The 19409-nt window shown below is 60.3% G+C and carries 16 protein-coding genes and 1 tRNA gene; 13 read left to right on the top strand and 4 right to left on the bottom strand.

Annotated features, from left to right (window positions below):
- Window positions 1-7: 7 nt before the first annotated feature.
- Window positions 8-1447, bottom strand: coding sequence for a membrane-bound lytic murein transglycosylase MltF (mltF, locus tag ATO7_RS08845; RefSeq protein WP_158523126.1), 1440 nt, complete (start codon window positions 1445-1447; stop codon window positions 8-10).
- 148 nt (window positions 1448-1595) lie between these two features.
- Between mltF and ATO7_RS08840 the strand changes: the two genes are divergently transcribed.
- The 4 genes from ATO7_RS08840 to ATO7_RS08825 all read left to right on the top strand — a co-directional run bounded on the left by ATO7_RS08840 (window position 1596) and on the right by ATO7_RS08825 (window position 3675).
- A tRNA-Ser gene (locus ATO7_RS08840) sits at window positions 1596-1686 on the top strand.
- Between the two features lie 169 nt (window positions 1687-1855).
- Window positions 1856-2170 (top strand): ArsR/SmtB family transcription factor, encoded by a 315-nt coding sequence (locus ATO7_RS08835; RefSeq protein WP_083561312.1) that lies wholly within the window; start codon window positions 1856-1858, stop codon window positions 2168-2170.
- A 3-nt stretch (window positions 2171-2173) separates the two neighbouring features.
- The gene (arsB, locus tag ATO7_RS08830) at window positions 2174-3208 is read left to right on the top strand and encodes an ACR3 family arsenite efflux transporter (protein WP_083561311.1); all 1035 of its coding nucleotides are present in this window, start codon (window positions 2174-2176) and stop codon (window positions 3206-3208) included.
- Window positions 3205-3675 carry an arsenate reductase ArsC gene (locus ATO7_RS08825; RefSeq protein ID WP_083561310.1) on the top strand — a complete coding sequence of 157 codons (471 nt, stop codon included), beginning with the start codon at window positions 3205-3207 and terminating at the stop codon, window positions 3673-3675. Before arsB ends, ATO7_RS08825 begins: the two co-directional genes overlap by 4 nt.
- Here ATO7_RS08825 and ATO7_RS08820 read toward each other — a convergent pair.
- The gene (locus ATO7_RS08820; RefSeq protein WP_083561309.1) at window positions 3659-4561 is read right to left on the bottom strand and encodes a LysR family transcriptional regulator; all 903 of its coding nucleotides are present in this window, start codon (window positions 4559-4561) and stop codon (window positions 3659-3661) included. The genes ATO7_RS08825 and ATO7_RS08820 overlap by 17 nt on opposite strands.
- 100 nt (window positions 4562-4661) lie before the next feature.
- On the opposite strand from ATO7_RS08820, the gene ATO7_RS08815 reads away from it, so the two are divergent.
- The 4 genes from ATO7_RS08815 to ATO7_RS08800 all read left to right on the top strand — a co-directional run bounded on the left by ATO7_RS08815 (window position 4662) and on the right by ATO7_RS08800 (window position 9596).
- Window positions 4662-5651, top strand: a complete 990-nt coding sequence (locus ATO7_RS08815; RefSeq protein WP_083561308.1) for a zinc-dependent alcohol dehydrogenase family protein — start codon at window positions 4662-4664, stop codon at window positions 5649-5651.
- Between the two features lie 42 nt (window positions 5652-5693).
- Window positions 5694-6548, top strand: coding sequence for a DUF4437 domain-containing protein (locus tag ATO7_RS08810; protein ID WP_083561307.1), 855 nt, complete (start codon window positions 5694-5696; stop codon window positions 6546-6548).
- An 8-nt stretch (window positions 6549-6556) separates the two neighbouring features.
- On the top strand, window positions 6557-7372 hold the full coding sequence (locus tag ATO7_RS08805; protein ID WP_083561793.1) for an SDR family NAD(P)-dependent oxidoreductase: 816 nt from the start codon (window positions 6557-6559) through the stop codon (window positions 7370-7372).
- 82 nt (window positions 7373-7454) lie between these two features.
- The gene (locus tag ATO7_RS08800; RefSeq protein ID WP_083561306.1) at window positions 7455-9596 is read left to right on the top strand and encodes a molybdopterin-containing oxidoreductase family protein; all 2142 of its coding nucleotides are present in this window, start codon (window positions 7455-7457) and stop codon (window positions 9594-9596) included.
- A gap of 1 nt (window position 9597) precedes the next feature.
- On the opposite strand, the gene ATO7_RS16955 is transcribed toward ATO7_RS08800, so the two are convergent.
- Window positions 9598-10254: a TetR/AcrR family transcriptional regulator gene (locus ATO7_RS16955; RefSeq protein WP_158523125.1), complete on the bottom strand. Its 657-nt coding sequence runs from the start codon at window positions 10252-10254 to the stop codon at window positions 9598-9600.
- A gap of 100 nt (window positions 10255-10354) precedes the next feature.
- Between ATO7_RS16955 and ATO7_RS08790 the strand changes: the two genes are divergently transcribed.
- From ATO7_RS08790 to ATO7_RS08780, 3 genes are all read left to right on the top strand, one after another.
- Window positions 10355-12928, top strand: coding sequence for a carboxylesterase family protein (locus ATO7_RS08790; protein ID WP_146680243.1), 2574 nt, complete (start codon window positions 10355-10357; stop codon window positions 12926-12928).
- 14 nt (window positions 12929-12942) lie between these two features.
- Complete coding sequence (locus ATO7_RS08785) at window positions 12943-15273, top strand: hypothetical protein (protein ID WP_146680242.1); 2331 nt, start codon at window positions 12943-12945, stop codon at window positions 15271-15273.
- Between the two features lie 168 nt (window positions 15274-15441).
- Window positions 15442-15864, top strand: a complete 423-nt coding sequence (locus ATO7_RS08780) for a hotdog fold thioesterase (protein WP_083561302.1) — start codon at window positions 15442-15444, stop codon at window positions 15862-15864.
- 27 nt (window positions 15865-15891) lie between these two features.
- Here the strand turns inward: ATO7_RS08780 and modA are convergent, their stop codons facing one another.
- Window positions 15892-16650 carry a molybdate ABC transporter substrate-binding protein gene (gene modA, locus ATO7_RS08775; RefSeq protein WP_240499450.1) on the bottom strand — a complete coding sequence of 253 codons (759 nt, stop codon included), beginning with the start codon at window positions 16648-16650 and terminating at the stop codon, window positions 15892-15894.
- Between the two features lie 86 nt (window positions 16651-16736).
- Here modA and ATO7_RS08770 point away from each other — a divergent pair, with 86 nt between their 5' ends.
- Entirely contained in the window at window positions 16737-17564 is an 828-nt protein-coding gene (locus ATO7_RS08770) for a hypothetical protein (RefSeq protein WP_158523124.1), read from the top strand.
- A 102-nt stretch (window positions 17565-17666) separates the two neighbouring features.
- Complete coding sequence (locus ATO7_RS08765) at window positions 17667-19406, top strand: potassium/proton antiporter (RefSeq protein ID WP_083561300.1); 1740 nt, start codon at window positions 17667-17669, stop codon at window positions 19404-19406.
- Window positions 19407-19409: the final 3 nt, after the last annotated feature.

Genomic DNA, 19409 nt, shown 5'->3' with positions numbered 1-19409 from the left:
GGAGCGCCTACAACAGCGGCAGGTCGATCTCCAGCGGGCTGGGGCCCATGAATTCGGGGGCTTTTTTGCGCGGGGTGGCCAGCGCCGCATCACGGTTGGTGTCTTCGCCGCGGGTCATCCAGGTCAGCACATCCAGGTAGGTGCGGATATTGCCGACATAGACTTCCGCCTCCTTGCCACGGGCGTAGCCGTATTTTGTCTGGCTGTGCCATTTGGGCTGGGTCAGTAGGCCCAGATTGCTGCGCACATCCACCCAGGCATTGGGATCGCCGTTGCGCAGTGTGGTCAGGTTGCGCACATCGAGCAGGTGGCCGTAGCCCATGTTGTAAGAGGCCAGCGCCATCCACACACGGTCGGGAAGGGGGATCTCGTCAGGCAGGCGGTCGAGTAGAAGGCGGAAATAGCGTGCACCACCGTCGATGCTCTGCGCCGGGTCCGTCCGGTTGCTGACTTTCATGTAGCGCGCCGTGTCGCGGGTCAACATCATCAAGCCACGCACGCCTGTGGGGCTGACCGCCTTGGGATTCCAGTGCGATTCCTGGTAACTCATGGCCGCGAGCAGGCGCCAGTCCACGCCGGTGTCTTTGCCGGCTTGCTCGAACAGCTTGCGAAAGCGCGGCAAGCGTTCTTCGATGTGTTGTGAGAGTGAACGGCTGCTGACGAAGTCGAGCCGGTCGACATGGCCAAAATAGCGGTCTTCTATCTTCTCCAGTTCGCCGGATACACGCAGCTGGGTGAGGAAGCGAGTGGCTTCGTTGAACAAGCTGGAGTCGCGGTGATGGCGGAAAGCCCAGGCCTTGCGGCTGGGCTCGCCCAGATCCATCGCGATACCCAGCTTGGGGTGATAGCGCCGGGTCATGGCGATCAGGTCGGAGTCGCCGACGGTATAGAGAATCTCGCCCTGTCCAACCTGCGCCAACAGATCTTCCGAACTGACATCGGGCACGGTTTCCCAGCTCAACTTGGGATGGGCCGAGGCGATACTTTCGATCAGTTCGGCGTGAGCGGATTCTTCCGGTATGCGCAATGGCGCTTTGAGTCGGTCTAGTGAGCGGGGTTTGCCGCTGCCGATGTGATAGGCCAGCTGTGGTGTCACTTCGCGCACGGCCGGAGCAAACAAGATGTTCTTTGAGCGGTTGTCGGTAATCGTGAGATTGGCTGCGGCAAGGTGAACTTTCTGCTGCGACACCGCTTCGAGCGCGGCTGCGCCAGAAGCCGCCACGCGTATCTCAAGCGCTACACCCAGCGACTCGGCAAACTGCGAGACCAGATCGTAGGCAAAGCCGGTTCGCCCGTCGCCCGACTCATAGTAGGTGGTCGCGCTGTTGATGGTGGCCACACGCAATACGCCCAGCTGCTTGATCTGATCGAGTTTGGAAACGGTGGGGGAGCAGGTGCTCAGCAAACTCAGTTCCAGGGCGAACAGAGCCAGGACTGAGACATGCAACAGCGGTTTCCTCAGAGTTCGTATCACGCAAACTGCGGCTGGGGCGGGACAAGCCCTCGATTGTATAGGCAAAAAATGACAGTGGATTGGAAAGCCGGTCGCGATACCGTAAACTTGCGCGCCCCGCTGATGCGGGTGACCACATCCAGGAGAGGTGCCGGAGTGGTCGAACGGGCTTGACTCGAAATCAAGTGTACGCCTCGTGCGTACCGTGGGTTCGAATCCCACCCTCTCCGCCAATACAACAAACGCCCTCCCGATCGGTTCCGATTGCGAGGGCGTTTTGTTTTTTGGGCTGGCCCTTTGTCTCAATTCGAGCGGCCCTGTGGGGTGACGGCGGTCAGGTGTGGTTTTACGGTGCGTTCATCCAGCCTTGGCAAAATTCAATAATTTGATAATAATAGAAACATGGATAATTCAACTGCTACGTTGCGTCTGGCCGCACTTGCTCAGGAAACCCGTCTGGCTGTCTTTCGAGCCCTGGTGCAGGCGGGGCCGGATGGGCTCAATCCCGGGCTGCTGGCCGAAACATTGGGCACGGCGCAAGCGACCTTGTCTTTCCATCTTAAGGAGCTGAAGAACGCCGGGCTGATTCAGGCGCGTCAGGAAAGTCGGTTCATTTTCTATTCCGTGGATTTCACGGCGATGAATGAACTGCTGAGTTTTCTGACCGAGAACTGTTGCGGCGGCGACGGCAGTGTATGTGAGGTTGCGTCGAGCTGAACCATGTCTATATTTGAACGTTATCTGAGTCTGTGGGTTGCGGCCTGCATTGTGGTTGGCATTGCTCTGGGGCATTTTTTCCCCGCTGTATTCCAGACTCTAGGCACTCTTGAGGTCGCCAAAGTCAATTTGCCGGTAGCAGGTCTGATCTGGCTGATGATCATCCCGATGCTGGTCAAAATTGATTTCGCCGCGCTTAACCAGGTCAAGAAACACTGGCGTGGTATGGGTGTGACGCTGTTCATCAATTGGGCGGTCAAGCCGTTCTCAATGGCCCTGCTGGGGTGGATCTTCATCGCTACGCTGTTTCGCGACTACTTGCCAGCCGAGCAAATTGATTCTTACATCGCGGGTTTGATTTTGCTGGCGGCTGCGCCATGTACGGCGATGGTGTTTGTGTGGAGCAACCTGTCAGATGGTGAACCTCATTTCACCTTGAGTCAGGTCGCGCTTAACGATGTGATCATGGTTTTCGCGTTCGCCCCCATCGTTGGTTTGTTGCTGGGGTTGGCGTCCATCACCGTGCCCTGGGACACCTTGCTGCTTTCAGTGGGCCTGTACATTGTGGTGCCGGTGATTCTGGCCCAACTGCTGCGCAAGCGTTTGCTTGCAAGCGGTGGCGAAGCAGGTTTGCAGCGCGTGCTGGATGTGCTCCAGCCACTCTCGATTATGGCTTTGCTGATCACCCTGGTTCTGTTGTTCGGTTTTCAGGGTGAGCAGATCGTGGCGCAGCCCATGATCATCGCCTTGCTGGCCGTGCCCATCCTGATCCAGGTGTATTTCAACTCGGGGTTGGCCTATCTGCTCAACCGCTGGACCGGGGAGGCGCATTGTGTTGCCGCGCCATCTGCGCTGATCGGGGCGAGTAATTTCTTCGAGCTGGCTGTGGCTGCGGCCATCGCGTTGTTCGGTTTCGAGTCCGGTGCGGCCTTGGCAACCGTGGTCGGGGTGCTGATTGAGGTGCCGGTAATGCTCTCTGTAGTGCGCATCGTCAACGCCACCAAACCGTGGTACGAACGAGGACTGAACAAGTCGTGAAAATACTTTACATCTGCACACATAACCGTTGCCGCAGCATCTTGTCTGAAGCGATTACCAACCACTTTGCGCAGCCGCATTTGACCGCGCGCAGCGCAGGCAGTCAGCCGGCTGGGGTTGTCCATCCGCTGTCGCTGCAATATTTGGCGGAGGCCGGGATTGCAACCGCAGGCTTGAAAAGCCAATCGTGGGACGACTTTGAAGATTTTGAGCCGGATGTTGTTATCACCTTGTGTGACTCAGCCGCAGGTGAGTCATGCCCGGTTTGGTTTGGCAAGGCGATCAAGCTGCATTGGGGGTTGCAAGATCCTTCCAAACTGTCTGGTGATGAGGCACAAGCAGCAGCCGCGTTTCGCCACACCATCGCATTGATTCGGCAAAGGGTTGAGGGCCTCGAGAAAATTGCTGTGCTTGAGCGTGAGAACTGGTCTGCAGCGCTGCAGAAGCTGACTACTGCCCCTGCATGAATGATTGTTCCCAAGGTGGCTGCGGCGAAAACAGTGCGCTGAGAAAATTGATCATCGCACGCACCTTGGGTGCGACTACACGCCCACTGGGATGCACCGCCCAGATGGCTGAGCGCGTGACCAAAGGATAGTCCTCGAGCACCGGGACCAGTCGCCCGGCGTTGAGACTGGCACAGGCATTCCAGAGCGATTTGATGCCGATGCCGGCGCCCCCTTCGAGCAGCTGGCGCATGGCTTCGCCATCATTCACCGTGGTGTAGGCATCGACGCGCACGCTGTCGCCATGGGCAAAGCGCCAGACCGGCTCGCCTGGGAACGTGATGGTTCGATGTGCGGTCAGATCGGCGGGCGATGTTGGTGAGCCAAACCTTTCCAGGTAAGCCGGGGAGGCAACCAGCAACCGGCGGTCGCTGGCCAGCTGGCGGGCGATCATGCCGCTGTCTTCCAGCGGTGCATTGCGGATGATCAGGTCGAAGGCCCCTTTAACCACGTCCAGTACTTCATCTGACAGGCGCAGATCCAAACGGACCTCGGGGTAGCGTGCCTGGAACTGGTCCAGTGCAGGGATGATGTACATGCGCCCGAATGAGCCCGGCATGGTCATACGCAGCAAGCCGTGGGCCCGCTCGGTCTGTCCGGATACGCTGGCCATACCGGCCTGCAGAACCTCAAGCGCATCCTGGGCGTAAGGCAGAAAGTCAGCGCCATCGGTGGTCAGCGCGACTTCCCGCGTGGTGCGTCGGAACAGGCGTGTACCCAGTCTGTCTTCCAGCTTGCTCAGACGGGCGCTGGCGCTGGCGGGCGAGAGTGAGAGGTCACGCGCGGCGGCGGTGATCGAGCCCAGCGCGGCGATGCGCACGAACAGGCGCAGGCTTTGTGTGTCCATTATCAAATGAATCCAAATAATGATTTCGTTATTGGCCTGATTCTATTGATTGTCTGTGCTGCGTAAAGTGCCGCCATCGTCACACGTACAGGACATTCGCATGAAAGCCATGATGCTCACGCAGTACGCGCCGCACCCACAGTTTGAGCAGCGCGACGTCCCTCAGCCGGTGCCCGAGCAGGGGCAGGTGCTGGTTCGTATTGCCGCGACCAGCGTGAATACGGTCGATACCAAAATCTGCGCGGCAGGCAAGGCGTTGCCGATGTCGCCCGATCTACCGGCTATCCTAGGTATGGATTTCGCCGGCATCGTGGTCGCGATTGGTGCGGGTGTCGAGGGCTTCAAACCGGGCGACGAGGTCTACGGCTGCGCCGGAGGTTTGGCCGATCTGCCGGGCAGCTTGGCGGAGTACATCGCAGCTGATGCGCGCTTGCTCGCACACAAACCGGTCAGCCTGTCGATGCGTGAGGCTGCGGCGATTCCGTTGGTGGGTATCACCGCTTATGAGGGGCTGCTGCGCGCCGGCGTTCAGGCCGGCCAGCGCGTGTTGGTGCACGGCGGTAGCGGCGGTGTCGGGCACGTGGCCGTACAGTTGGCGGTGCAGCGTGGTGCCGAGGTTTACGCCACTGGTGGCAACGACGCCGCATTGGCTGAGATCAAGGCCATGGGCGCCACGCCGATCAACTACCGCAGCACTGCAGTGGCCGACTACGTGGACGAGCACACCGGTGGAGCCGGCTTCGATGTGGTTTACGACACAGTGGGTGACAGCAATATGCTGAACTCGTTTGGTGCGGCTGCGCTCAACGCTCAGGTGGTGACGACCACATCCATGCTCGATCTTGACCTGACGCTGGCGCATCTCAAAGGGCTGAGTATTCATGTGGTGTTCATGCTCATCCCTATGCTGCATAACCATCAGCGCCAGGCTCACCAGAACATACTCACCGACATCGCGCGCATTGCCGATGGGGGTGGCTATTCGCCGTTGATCGACCGCTCCGATTTTCATGTCACCGAGGTTGATCAGGCGCATCGGCATTTGGTCAGTGGTCAGGCCATGGGCAAGATCGTGCTGCAGGGCTTTTAAGTGCGGATCGTGACGTCCAAAGCAAGCAGGTCTGAAAGACGTATGAACAGAACCCTGGTTCTTGCAGCGCTGATGGCCGGTCTGACGACCGCTTGCAGTGCTTTGAATGGCCAGGCGGGTGCGCCGGAATGGGCGGCGCGCGGCGCGCAGGGCCAAGTCCGCGTGGTGCCGGTCCAGGAGGTGCATTGGCAGGCTCTGAACCCGGCCCGCGGGGCTGCCAGTCCGCGCGCGGCCACCTTGTGGGGCGATCGGCTTGGCACGCAGGCGACCGGCTTTCTGGCGCGTTTCGCTCAGGGTTTTTCATCGCCACCCCATATCCACAATGTGACCTATCGTGCGGTGGTCATCGACGGGTATATCCACAACGATGATCCGGCTGCGCAACCGCACTGGATGGGGGCGGGATCATTCTGGACGCAGCCGCGCGGGGAAGTGCATATCACTGCAGCCAGCGCTGCTCACAACCTGGCCCTGGTTGAGATCGATCATGGTCCGTATCGCGTGCAACCACCGACACAGGCTTATGACAATGGCGAACGCGCGATCAATGTGGATGCCGCCAATGTGGTCTGGTTGCCGGTGGCGGAGGAGGCCGGTGTGGCGCGGGCGTATCTATGGGGGCGCTTTGAAGACGGCCAGGTCAATGGCTCGTTTGTGCGCCTGCCAGCCGGTTTTCAGGGCCACATCGAGGCGCGTGGCGCGGTGTTTCACGCCGTAGTCATTAAGGGGGCTGTTCAGCATCACGCTGCATCCGTGCCGCGTCTGTTGCCGGGAAGTTATTTCGGCAGTGACGACGTTGCGCGGCATGTCATCACGGCCGCCAGCGACCAGCCAAGCGTGCTCTACATTCGCAGCAATGGTGAGTACCAGGTCAAACACGGCCAAATCCCCGAATAGGATTGAACATGCGCAAGAACATCGTGATAACAGGTTCTACCGATGGCATTGGCCTGGAAACGGCAAAAGCCTTGCTCAGCCAGGGGCACCGTGTGTTCTTGCACGGTCGCCAGGGCGACAAGCTTGCACGGGTTCATGATCAGCTTGTGCAGCAGTTTGGTGGGCAACAGGTGCAAGCCTGTGCAGCCGACATGGCTGAGCTTGATCAGGTGCGTGCATGTGCTGAGCGCTTCGTGCGTGATGGCCAGACCATCGATGTGCTGGTCAATAACGCCGGGGTTTTTAAGCTGGCTTCCGCGATGGCCCACAATGGCGTGGATATGCGTTTCATGGTCAATGCCGTTGCACCTTGGGTGTTGACGCGTGCCCTGCGCCCGGTCCTGGCGGATGAGGCGCGGGTGATCAATCTGTCTTCGGCCGCGCAGGCACCGGTCAATCTGGCCGCGCTGCGTGGCGAACAAGCCATCGCTGATGATTTTTCGGCCTACGCACAAAGCAAGCTGGCTCTGACCATGTGGTCGATGGAGCCCGAGCGGGTGGGCCTGCGTGATGGTCAAAGCATGGTTGCGGTTAACCCGGGTTCGCTATTGGCCAGCAAGATGGTGCGTGAGGGGTTTGGCGCGGCCGGGCACGATCTGGCCATCGGGGTACGCATCCTGGCGCGTCTGGCCTTATCTGCAGAGCCCATCAGGTCCGCTGCCTATTTTGACAATGATGCCGGCGACTATGCGGATCCGCATGATGATGCGCTGGACCGCACGCGCCGCTTGGCCGTGCTGGAGGCCATCGAGTGGGTGGCGCAGCAGCGTGTTGCGCCAGCCTGAAGTCGGTGGGAGCACCCAGCCTGCATTCACATGCGCCGGTGGCGGCTAGAATGCAAGTCCTGCCCGTGACGAGAACGACACCATGCGCCAGCAAAAAACCTACTGCCGGATCTGCGAGGCGCATTGCGGTCTGGAGGTTGAGCTTGATGGTGAGCAGGTCATCAATGTGCGACCGGACAAGACCCACCCGGTTTCTCAGGGCTACGCCTGTATCAAGGGCTCTGCGATCGGCGACCTGCACCATGATCCGGACCGCATCAACTACCCGCAAAAGAAAGTAGACGGTCATTGGCAGCGCATCAGCTGGCCGCAGGCCATCAAGGAGATCGGTGCGCAGGTCAGGGGCTTACGCAAGCAGCATGGCAATCGCAGTATTGCCCATTACTTTGGCAACCCGACCAATTTCAGCATGCAGAATTTTCTGTATTCGGCCGGTTTCATGCAGGCCCTGGGCTCGCCCAATGCCTTCGCCTCACACTCGATTGATCTGAACAACAAGTTCCATGTGTCCAAGGCGGTGTACGGCATGCTCGACGTGCACCCTGTTCCGGATCTGGCGCATTGCCAGTTTTTCATGTGTCTGGGCGGCAACCCGCAGGTCAGCCAGATGAGCGTGGTTTGCGTGACCAACGTGATGAGCAAGCTCAAGGCCATTGAGGAGCGGGGAGGGCGCGTGGTGATTGTTGATCCACGGCGCACGGAAACCGCCAAAAAGGTGAAGGAGCATCATTTCATCACGCCCGGCACCGATGTGTGGTTGTTGCTGGGCATGCTGCATGTGCTGATCCACGAGCTGCGCCTGGATCTGAGTGCGGCCCGCCAGCACGCCCACGGGGTTGAGCAATTTGCCCACATTGCGGATGCATGGTCACCCGAGCGAGTGGCCGCTTTGACGGGCATTTCGGCGGCCTGCACGCGTGAGCTGGCACAAGCCTATGCCGCCGCGGAAGGGGCCGTGCTGTACATGTCCACTGGCGTCAATATGGGGCCATTCGGTTCGCTGTCCTACTGGCTGGTTCAGGGGATGAGCCTGCTGACCGGCAACCTGGATGCCCAGGGCGGGCTGGTTTTTCCGCAGGGCCCGTTTGACATGACTGCGCTGGTCAAACGTATCGAAGATCAGCTGGATCATGGCGAGAAAACCCTGAAGGATGGATGGGGCAAGGAGGCCGGGGCCTTTCCGGCGGCAACTCTGGCCGACGAGATTCTGATTGACCACCCCGAGCGTATTCGCGCCTTGTTTGTGAGTGCGGGCAATCCCCGCCATTCCATCCCGGGCAATCGCCTGGACCGGGCGTTTGAGAAGCTGGATCTGCTCGTCTGCATTGATATCTATCGCAGCGAAACAGCTGAGTACGCAGATTACCTGCTGCCTGCCACGGACATGCTGGAGCGCTCGGATTTCCCGATTTCACATCTGAATTTTCAGGTGGAACCGCATGCCCAATACACCGCTGCGGTGGTCAAGCCCAAGTTTGAGCGTAAGCCTGAATGGTGGATCTTCACTGAGCTGGCCTTGGCCAGTGGGGCGTCTTTTTGGGGCGCCACACTGATGAATGGGCTGGGGCGTGTGTTGCAGCTCTACAACCGTGTTCCGGGCCTGCCCGCTTACCAACCCGACCATTTGCTGGCCTTGTTGCTCAAGCTTGGCGGTCAAACCAGCCTGGCGACTTTGAAACGCCATCCGCAGGGTGTGCGTCTGCCGCCTGCAGCGGGTGCATCCTTTCTGGGGCGGCGTGTGCCGACCCGCGATGGCAAGTTGCAGTTGGCGCCAGACTCGCTGATGGCCGATCTGCCGCGCTTGGACGCAGCCTGCAAAATCTATGAAGCGTCTGGCGAAGGTCTGCGTGTGATAGGGCGGCGCGAACGCCGCTCGCACAATTCGTGGATGCATAACGTCCGGCGCATCAAACACGACAGCGGAATCCAGGCTCTGTTGAATCCGGCCGACGCACAAATGCTGGGGGTGGCTGACGGCGACGCCGTTGTGGTGGGCGGCACCGCTGCCGTTGAATTGCCGGCAAAGCTGACCGAGGATTTGATGCCGGGAGTGGTGTGCGTGCCACATGGCTGGGGGCATCAACACTCCGGGCTGTCCAAGGCGCGTGCCTTGCCGGGCATGAATATCAATCAGGCGCTGCCGGATAGCCGCGCGCACCTGGAGCCGGTGAGTGGTCAGGCGATCATGCTGGCGCACCGCCTGGTAGTCCGCCGGGCGGGCTGAGTCACGGCTTGCTGGGGCGGTGCTCTGGGTGGTTCGCGGCCAGGCGCTCCAAGCCTGTCCAGCAGACGGCCATCAGGGTGTCGACCACCTCGCTACGCGGCGCCTGCGGATGCTGACGCCACCATTTGGCCAGCTGCTCGGCGGCGCCGGAAACCACGTGGCCGAAAGCCTGCAGTGCACTGGCGGGATAGTGGGCCCCAAGATCTTGCTGTAACAGCACGGCAATCTTGTTCACGGTGTTAAAGCGCAGGTCGCGGGCCTGCGCCTCGGCAGGGCCGGCAATGGCAGCGCCGCCGCCGAACAGCACATCCCATGCGGCGCCCTGATCCTCAACGAATGCAAAGTAAGCATCGAAGCCTGCACGCAGGCGTGATTGAGCCGTGCTTGCCTGCGCTACGGCGCTGAGCATGTGCTGCTCCAACTGAGTGCGTGCGTTTTTGAGGCACGCAAGATAGATCCCGTCCTTGTCGCCAAAACAGTTGTAGACCATAGGGCGGGTCACGCCAGCAGCCCGCGCGATGTCTTCAATCGAGGTGCCCTGATATCCCTTGGTTGCAAAAAGCTGCTCGGCATGTGCGATCAGCTGAGCCTGGCGCTGCGCGCGTGGCAGGCGCCGGGGCGTGGGGGGCGCTGTCTTCTGGGGGATGGCGGTGCTCATGTTCGGCGCGTCGGCAGGGTCAGCAGAAAGTATTACACACACGTAAGTTACATTGATGTAACATCGGTCGCCATAACAAGTTGTAAATAGAGGAGACACGATGATCCGCTTTCGGGAATGTGGCGTGCTGCTGTGCGTCGCCGTGGTTGTCAGCGCCTGCCAGGGTGGGCGAGTGGCCGAGTCTGCTGCACCTGTTGTGGGCACCAGCGCCTTGTTTGTGGCGCACCAGACTGCTGAATGCGGTGCCGCTAACAATATCGGTGCGTTTGCCGCTGGGCCTGACCGGTTACCGGGATTGTCCGAGGTCCAGCGGCGTGGCGGATTGCGCGTGCTGGAAGAATTTCGAGCACCCACCGAGCAACCCTCTGCCCGTGATGGGCATGTCCACGACTGGCAGGGGCAGGCACCACGTCTGGGTGGCCTGGCGGTGTATGACCGTGGAGAGCACATCTATTCCGATTTTCTGTTTGATGCCTGGGGCGCCGACGATGGGCAAGATGCTCTGCGCTACGGCCTCAATGAGGGGCTGCAGCAGCTCTACCCGCGGGTTGAGCGTTTGGATCAGCTGTTTCAGGCCCTGGGCGATCAGTTCGGTTTGCCAGCGCCGCTGGGTGCCTCCAGTCACTATGGTGATGCCACGGACATCCGCGGACCACGCGACTTCACCGAGCTGCGCTGGGCTGCGGGCGCGCGCGGCCTGAGCTTTTATGCCCGCCTGAGCCGTTTCACCGAAGACGATCAGCCGGTCATCGCCATCCTGTTCGATCTTGATCCCGACGTGCGTGCTGATGCTCCTCAGCTTGGCCTCAGCGACACGCGCTATGACCGCCTGTTGCTGGTTCAGCGTGACCGGGCTGAACTTGTTGATCTGCCAAGTGGTGTGTTGCTGGCGAGCGATGCGCTGAGTCTGCAATGGTTTCCGGAGGACTTCACCAATGCTTTGGAGCTGGAGATTCCCTGGGCACTGCTGGACGGTGAGCGCGACAGTGTGTGGTTGACGGTGCTGTCAGCCCAGACTGATGAAGATGCCAGCGACAACGATGCAGCCACTTACATTCCGGCCAATCTGGCTTATCGCTACGATGCCTTGGATGATGGCCGCAGCGTCGTGCCGTGTGATCCGGTGGCCGGTATTTACAACGAACGCGCGCAAGCGTTTGATCTGTACAACGGCACTATCGACGGATACGCCGTAGCCCTGGATGTCGTCGGTATGCGTCTGGGACGCTCGCAACGCTGGCAGCCTACCGGCGGGTACTACGAACGCATTTTTCAGTCGCACCCGTCGATTTCGCATGAAGATCCGCTGGCATTGGGGTATGCCGATGAGTCCGATCCATTCGAGCCCTATGAGCAGACCCTGGAACAACCCTACGGGCTGTATTTGCCGCAAAACTATGATCCGCAAGCTTCGTATCCGCTGACCCTGTGGCTGCACTACCAGGGCGGTATGGTGCACAGCGCCGGTGCCTGGTCGCCGCGGATTGTTCATCAGCACGGTGCCGATAACGACAGCGTGGTGGTGACGCCGCGTGGGCGTGGCAGCAAGTCCTGGTATCAGGGAGCTTCGCACCAGGACATCTGGGAAGTCTTTGCCGATGTGGCTGGCACCACGCTGACCGGCGCACGTGGGTTGCCGCAGGATCATGCCTTTGCGGCCGAGGGCTTGGCCCGCATCGACCGTGACCGGGTGTATCTGTCCGGTTATAGCATGGGGGGGTATGGCACCTACATGTTTGGTCTGATGTATCCGGACCTGTTTGCCGCGGCTTACAGCACATCCGGGGTTCACTTTGGCAGTGCGTTGCCGGGCGGTGCGCATCTGCTGGAAAACGCACGCCACCTGCCGATCGTGATTCACCATGGCCTGATTGATGAGTTGGTGCCGTGGGTCAGCATCGAGCCCGTAGCTTTGACGCTCAATCAACTGGGCTACCGCCATCGCATGGATACCTTGCCGGCGTATGAGCACTACACCCAGGCGATCACCGATGAATGGGCCGAGGGAACCCGATACCTGGCCGCGTTCAAGCGCAATCCGGCGCCACGTCAGGTCACCTACAAAATTGTTCCTGAGCTGGTTCGTACCATCAATAACAACCGCGCCACCCTGTACGGCGCAGGTACGCGGACCCAGTTCGATTTTCGCCCTGACGGGGCCTGGTGGGTTGACGACATTCGGGTGCGTGATGATGCGGGTTGCGATGTGCAGGCCCCAGCGCCTTGCGACGACAGCGTGTACGCCCTGGTCGATGCTGTGAGCCTGGCGCTGCCGGCCACCCTTTACAGCACCGCGCCACCGCTGTTGGACAGCGATAACGGTCTCGGTTTGCCCAGCACGCCGGTGGTGTCGCCGGGTAACAGTGTTTCGCCGTATCTGCGGCAGGGGCTGGACTGGATAGACGAGCAGGCTGCCGAGTTGCAGAACCGTTTTGAGCTCACATTGACCAACGTGGCGGCACTCAATCTGGATATCGAGGCCATGCGGCTCAATTTGCCGCAGCTGGCGCAGGGCCAAGTCACTACCGATGGCGCTGTACGCCTGGGATTGCGCGGCGTGCCGCGCACAGCACAGGTGCGCCTGAACGGGCAGAGCACCGGGCAATGGGCCTCATCGCTGTGGCTGGTGGACGTGCCGGCGGGCGAACACACTTTGGAAATCTTGTTGCCATGAACAGAGCAAGCACAATGAAGACACTCAGGAACCACATACTCATCACATTGCAGCTGAGTTTGCTGCTGATGCTGTGGCCCGCACATGCGCAACTGCCCTTGCCGATCCGTTTGCCGGGAGATTGCAACGATCTTGATCCGGCGCATTGCATGCTGCCGTTTCCCAGCGATTTCTACACCCAGGATGATGCCGCCAGCGTGACCGGCAAGCGTGTGCAAATCCCCAGCAACGCAACGCCGGCCAACTTGCTGGATGTCCCAGGTGTAGGTCTGGAACTGGGCAAAACGGTGAATACGCAGGAGTGGAATCGGCAGGATGGGTTCTCTTTTGGCAGTCCGATTCTGACCTACGTGCCGGGCCTGGATCTGCACCAGACCTGGGGCACCCAAAACAAGCCGTTTGCAGGCGAACCGAATATCCAGGGCAGCTTTGATCATCGCGATCATATCGCCGACATTGCCCGCTACCAGTGGGTCGATGCACCGATCGTGTTACTCAATACCGCTACTGGCGAGCGTCATCCGTTCTGGTCGGAGCTGGATACGCACCCGGATGCCACGGATGCGCGGCGCAGCCTTATTCTGCGCCCTGCGGTCAATCTGCAGCCGTCCACCCGCTATGTGGTTGCACTGCGCAATCTGCGCAACGGCCAGGGTGAGGTTATCCCGGCGCAAAGCCGTTTTGCCGCCTATCGCGACGGCCAGACCGATGATGCACGCGTTGCTGCGATGGAGCGCGTGTTCGACGACCTTGCCCGCGCGGGCATCGCACGCGAGGAGCTGTATCTGGCCTGGGATTTCACGACCGCATCAACCGAATCGATCACGGGCCGTGCTTTGCATATGCGCAATCTGGCGTTCGCCGAATTGGGCGATACCAGTATGGGTGATGGCATTGTGCAGGGACAGGCGCCGGTGTTTTCGGTGAGCAGCCACGAGGTGCTGGATGAAGGTGAATATGGGCGCGTACGCCGGGTTGTCGGCACGGTCAGTGTGCCCAACTTTCTTAACCTGCCACAGGATCTTCTGGGCACCGCCGGCAGCGCGATTGGTGACGGCCTGGCGCCGCCACTGACCCGTCTGTATTACGCCAACGCAACTGACGAGTTGCCTGCAATCAACCCGCTGTCTCCGACCACACGCTTCCAGTTCACCTGCGATGTGCCGCTGGATCAGGGACCGAGCTACCCCATGACTTATGGTCATGGTCTGGTGGGCAGCCAGGGGCAGATTCAGGATGCCCAGTGGCCGCGTCGCTTCGGCTTTTTACCGTGCGGCGCGGACTGGTGGGGTATGTCGACCAAGGATCTGGTCAATATCGTATTGATTCTGGCCGACATCTCATTTTTCCCGACGCTGGCGGATCGGGCGCAGCAGGGCTTTATCAACTTCCTGTACCTGGCGCGGGCTGCAACTCATCCGGACGGATTTGCCACTCATCCGTGCTTTCAGGCCAACGAGGATTGTGCGACCCCGGCGCCGTCATTGATTCGCACAGCCACCGCAAAGGACACCCCCGTGTTCTTCGATGGCAACAGCCAGGGCGGCATCATGGGGCCGGCCATGATGGCGCTGTCGCCGGACATTGATCGCGGCATCCTCGGGGTGCCAGGTATCAACTATTCAACCCTGTTGCAGCGGTCGGTCGACTGGGAAGGGGCGTATGGCATTCCCAACTATCTGGCCTACCGTGACCCGATAGAGCGTCAACTGGTGCTGGCCTTGATCCAGATGCTGTGGGACCGCGCCGAGGGCAATGGCTATGCTCATCGCCTGACCACGGACCCGCTGCCGGATACACCACCGCATGAGGTCATGCTGCAAGTTGCGTTTTCCGATCATCAGGTCAGCAATCACGCAGCCGAAGTGTTTGCTCGCACCATAGGTGCGCCGATCATGCTGCCCGGCCTACCGGGCGGGCGTCACTGGGAGGAGCTGCCGTATTACACCGAAACCGCCCGCTATCCGTACCAGGGTTCGGCACTGATCTACTGGGACAGCGGCAACGCCCAGCCACCTAACGGCAACATTCCGGCAGACGAGGGTGGCGACCCGCACGGTCACCCGCGTGACGAGCCGGCCGGTGGTTGGCAGGAAGCCCACTTTTTGCTCACCGGTGAAATGATTGATGTGTGCCAGGGGCAGGACTACCTGACCGCCGCACACCCGCAAAATCAGGGGGCGTATGGGTGTCAGGTGCCGGCGCGAGAGGTGGGTGAATACCAGCCTGTGCAAGCGCGTGCTGGTGCGGCACCGGGGCGTGGCGGCGCGATGAGTCTGCCCCTCGCTTTGATTGGTTTGATCTTGCTGCTGTTACCGATAGTCAGGCCTAGAGCCGGGCGGTAAATCTGCGCTGCGTGGCGCAGTTGGCTCGCCTTTAGGCGCTGGCCGCGTGCTAACCTCGGAGATTCGGGCAGGCTGACTATCCGCCACGCAGCGGTGTCGCCCGCCCTCTCGCAAACGGCGCCCTGGAGGCGCCGTTTTCATAGTCAAACGAACAACTGGCAGACGCACATGATGTGGCACACGACACCCAATCTGGATGAGATGAACGCACGCTCCAAGGGCACCATTCTGGAGCTTACGGATATTCGTTTTAGCGAGGTTGGTGATGACTACCTGTGTGCAACCATGCCGGTCGATGAGCGCACTTTTCAGCCGTTTCGCTTGTTGCACGGTGGTGCCTCCGTGGTGCTGGCCGAGTCAGTCGGCTCAACGGCAGCCAACCTGTGCCTGGATCCGAAGACGCACTACGCGGTCGGTCTGGATATCAACGCCAACCATGTGCGAGCCGCAACCAGCGGACGGGTGACGGCCACGACGCGTGCGGTGCATATTGGCCGTACGACTCAAGTGTGGGCCATCGATATTGTTGATGATCAGGGGCGTACGGTGTGTGTCAGCCGCCTGACCATGGCGGTTGTGGCGCACCGCTGAGGGCGGATTAAACGCCCTTCGCAGCGCTTATTCTGGCGGGCTTTCAAGCGCGTATCCGTAACGCTGCATGATGGCTTGTGCGGATGCTGAACGCATGAATTCAAGCAGCGACCGCGCTGCGGCATTGTCGGTGATCAACAGGGCATCCTGGTGAATCGGGTCATGCCAGCTGGATGGAATGATCCAGGCGTGGCCGCGGTTGGGCGGAGCCTGCTGGCGCCACTGTGCCAGCGCGATGAAGCCCAGATCAGCATTGCCGGTGGCCACAAACTGGTAAGTCTGGGCGATGTTCTCGCCCTGCACCCAGCGCGCGCGGGTTTTCGCGTGCAGCCCCAAGTGCTCAAGCACCTGTGTGGCTGCCAGGCCGTAGGGAGCAAGTCGCGGATTGGCCAAGGCCAGACGCTGCCACGGCTGCGCGGTTAGCGCGCGGGCATGCTCGAGTGTCAGGTCGTCGCGCAGGCTCCACAACACCAGACGCCCGGTGGCATAGGTCTGGCGCTGGTTGCCGATGCCGCGCTCCTGTAGTGCGATCGGTTTGCGTTGATCGGCTGAGAAAAACACATCAAACGGAGCGCCATGAATGATTTGGGCGTACAGCTTTCCGGACGAACCGGGGCTGATCTTCAGGTGATGATGCTGTTGCTGTTCGAAGGCCTGTGCGATCTCACTCAGGGCCGGCGCGAAGTTGGAGGCCACCGCAACGTGGGCGCTGTCTGCCCGTGCCGCTGAGCTCAGCACGCTGAACAGACAGATCAAGCCGATCAATTTGGCGGGTCGCGTCATCATGGCGCCAGCTTGGCGGATGCACACAGGCGGATCAATACGCCACGATATGACTTTGCCGCATGCGGCGGATTACCTATCCTGTTGTCATGTCCCTGACCCAACGAATGGCCGAATTCGGCTTCGAGACCAACGAGGATTACTCCTTGCCATTGCGTCTGTTGCTGGAGCGACCGGCGCAGAGCGCGCGCACGCTCAATATCACCGGCGAGCCGGGCCGGCGCAAAACGGCCTTTGCCAACGCTCTGGCAGCGGCGATGGACGTGCCGCACGTGCTGTATCACGACTTTGCCCAGCATGAATCCAGTGACGCAGCGGCATCGACCGGCCAAGCCCAACACCCGCCGATTGATCCGTTTGATCGGGTCATGAGCGAAGGCAGTGCGCTGAGCGAAGGTGAACGGACTATCGTGATCCTCGACCAGTTGCAGCGCACCACATTTGCCCAGCATTTGCGTGTGTATGAGTTCGTCAAAACTCTAGAATGGCACTACCTGGATACCTCGGCCCAGGCCAACATCGACAAGCTATTGCTGTTCGTGATTTCGGAAGAACCGGTGTATCACTCGCTGCAGAAATTGAGCCTGCGTGTGTGGGTCGATGCGGCCGGCAGTGGGCGCCCTGCCTATGTGCCCGAGGACTTCGGGCGTGGCTTGCGCATGGCCCAAACCATGGAGCGACTGGCCGATCTGTTCGAAGTGCTTGATGTGGTGCCGACGCGCAGCGAGTACGCCAAGATTCTGTTTGATATTGATCACTTCGTACGGACGCCGCAGGCTCTGATTAAGAGTATCTACGGCTGGACCGAAGGGGTTGACTATGCACGCTTCAAAGCGCCGGCCGTGCTGGCTCGCGTTGAGCAGGCTATCGACGCGATCCATCAGTACATTGGCATGGAATCTGTGGACGCCGATTGAATTGAGTTGAACTGGCCCCAGCTTTGCTAGGTCGCATGATGGCGGCGTGGCTTCGCAAGACACGTTCCCAATGTCCAACCCTGTCACTACTCCCTGCGTGCCATGTTCACCATAGACCGCATCATTCTGCTTGCCGCTGTTCTGATCCTGCTTGGAATTGCCTCCAGCAAGGCATCGGCGCGGCTTGGCTTGCCCGTTCTGGTTCTGTTTCTGTTGGTCGGTATGCTGGCCGGCGAGGATGGTATCGGTCGTATCGCCTTTGACAATCCGGTGGCAGCCCATGCCCTGGGCACTTTGGCCCTTGCGATGATTCTGTTCGACGGTGGTTTGCGCACGCCTCTGGCTTCAATCCAAAGGGTCTGGAAGCCGTCGGCCTTGCTGGCCACGGTTGGGGTGGTGGTCACCGCCGGTGTCACCGGGCTGACTGCTGCATGGATATTGGATCTGCCCTTGCTCGAGGGTTTGCTGCTCGGTGCCATCGTGGGTTCAACGGATGCGGCGGCGGTGTTTTCCCTGCTGCGCAACGCCGGTGTGCATATCAAGTCGCGCTTGAAGTCTATGCTCGAGATCGAGAGCGCCTCCAACGATCCCATGGCGATCTTTCTCACCGTTGGTTTGCTGGAGGTGCTGATCAACGATGCCCCGCTGGGGGCCGGGCTGTTGCATCTGTTTATCCTGCAGATGGGTATCGGCGCGGCGGTTGGCCTGGCTGTGGGGTGGTCGGCGTTACGCATGATCAACGGCATCAAACTTGATGCCTCAGGGCTTTATCCGGTTTTGGTGGCAGCCTGTGGACTGTTCTCATTTGGCCTGGCAGCCAATCTGGGAGGTAGCGGTTTCCTGGCGATATTTCTGAGCGGCGTTGTGATCGGCAACAGTCGCTTTGTGTTTCAGCGCGGCACGTTTCTGTTTCACGACGGTGTGGCCTGGCTCAGCCAGATTGTGATGTTCGTGATGTTGGGTTTGCTGGTGAATCCCAGTGCCTTGGTCGAGGTCTGGCTGCAGGGCCTGATCATTGCCCTGGTGCTGATCCTGCTGGCCCGTCCTTTGGCCGTGCTCTTGTTGCTGGCTCCGCTGGGCTACAACTGGCGTGAGATGTCGCTGGTTTCCTGGGTCGGTCTGCGCGGCTCTGTGCCGATTATTCTGGCCATTTTCCCTTTGATATTCGGTTTGCCGGGCGCGCCTTTGATCTTCAATGTGGTGTTCTTTGTGGTGCTGCTTTCGGCCACCATCCAGGGGTCTTTGATGCCTTTGGTTGCGCGCCGGCTCAAACTGGCGGAGCCGCCGCCAGCAGTGCCGGCAGCAACGTTGGAGATCACGGCCCTGGATGATGTGGATGCCGACATCGTGGAGTACACGCTGGGGCAAGAGTCGCGGGCCGCCGGGCGCCGGCTGTCCGAGATCGCTTTGCCAGACAGTGTGGTCGTGGCCATGATCACGCGCAAAAGCGCGATCATTCCACCGCGAGGATCCACCCTGTTGCAAGCCGGTGACCACATGTTTGTGGTGCTGCGCGCTGAAACGCGCGTGTTTGTGGATTGTGTGCTGTCAGATGCCGCAGAAGTCAGCCGCGATGCTTTGCCCGGCAACGCCGTGCTGCGGCTCAAAGGCATGACCACATTGGAAGCACTCCAGCGCTCTTACGGTGTGCAGCTGTCCGGTGATGGTGAGCTGAACTTGGATCAGATGTTACGCGACGCCTGGGACGGTCAGCCGGTTGAGGGCGCCACGATCGTGCGTGATGGGGTCACCTTGAGTATCGACGACATGGTCGGGTCACGCATCGCTACGGTGGCCATCGGTTTGGAACCGCACGCGACTCCGGCCCGCATGACTCGGTGAGAT

Source organism: Oceanococcus atlanticus (assembly GCF_002088235.1).
GTDB lineage: Bacteria > Pseudomonadota > Gammaproteobacteria > Nevskiales > Oceanococcaceae > Oceanococcus > Oceanococcus atlanticus.
This window is presented reverse-complemented; position numbering and strand designations above follow the sequence as displayed.

Bases quoted from the DNA above. Each gene is read 5' to 3' on its own strand.
- ATO7_RS08835 (WP_083561312.1), top strand. From the start codon at position 1,856: ATGGATAATTCAACTGCTACGTTGCGTCTGGCCGCACTTGCTCAGGAA.
- arsB (WP_083561311.1), top strand. From the start codon at position 2,174: ATGTCTATATTTGAACGTTATCTGAGTCTGTGGGTTGCGGCCTGCATT.
- ATO7_RS08820 (WP_083561309.1), bottom strand. From the start codon at position 4,561: ATGGACACACAAAGCCTGCGCCTGTTCGTGCGCATCGCCGCGCTGGGC.
- ATO7_RS08815 (WP_083561308.1), top strand. From the start codon at position 4,662: ATGAAAGCCATGATGCTCACGCAGTACGCGCCGCACCCACAGTTTGAG.
- ATO7_RS08810 (WP_083561307.1), top strand. From the start codon at position 5,694: ATGAACAGAACCCTGGTTCTTGCAGCGCTGATGGCCGGTCTGACGACC.
- ATO7_RS08805 (WP_083561793.1), top strand. From the start codon at position 6,557: ATGCGCAAGAACATCGTGATAACAGGTTCTACCGATGGCATTGGCCTG.
- ATO7_RS08800 (WP_083561306.1), top strand. From the start codon at position 7,455: ATGCGCCAGCAAAAAACCTACTGCCGGATCTGCGAGGCGCATTGCGGT.
- ATO7_RS16955 (WP_158523125.1), bottom strand. From the start codon at position 10,254: ATGAGCACCGCCATCCCCCAGAAGACAGCGCCCCCCACGCCCCGGCGC.
- ATO7_RS08790 (WP_146680243.1), top strand. From the start codon at position 10,355: ATGATCCGCTTTCGGGAATGTGGCGTGCTGCTGTGCGTCGCCGTGGTT.
- ATO7_RS08785 (WP_146680242.1), top strand. From the start codon at position 12,943: ATGAAGACACTCAGGAACCACATACTCATCACATTGCAGCTGAGTTTG.
- ATO7_RS08780 (WP_083561302.1), top strand. From the start codon at position 15,442: ATGATGTGGCACACGACACCCAATCTGGATGAGATGAACGCACGCTCC.
- modA (WP_240499450.1), bottom strand. From the start codon at position 16,650: ATGATGACGCGACCCGCCAAATTGATCGGCTTGATCTGTCTGTTCAGC.
- ATO7_RS08770 (WP_158523124.1), top strand. From the start codon at position 16,737: ATGTCCCTGACCCAACGAATGGCCGAATTCGGCTTCGAGACCAACGAG.
- ATO7_RS08765 (WP_083561300.1), top strand. From the start codon at position 17,667: ATGTTCACCATAGACCGCATCATTCTGCTTGCCGCTGTTCTGATCCTG.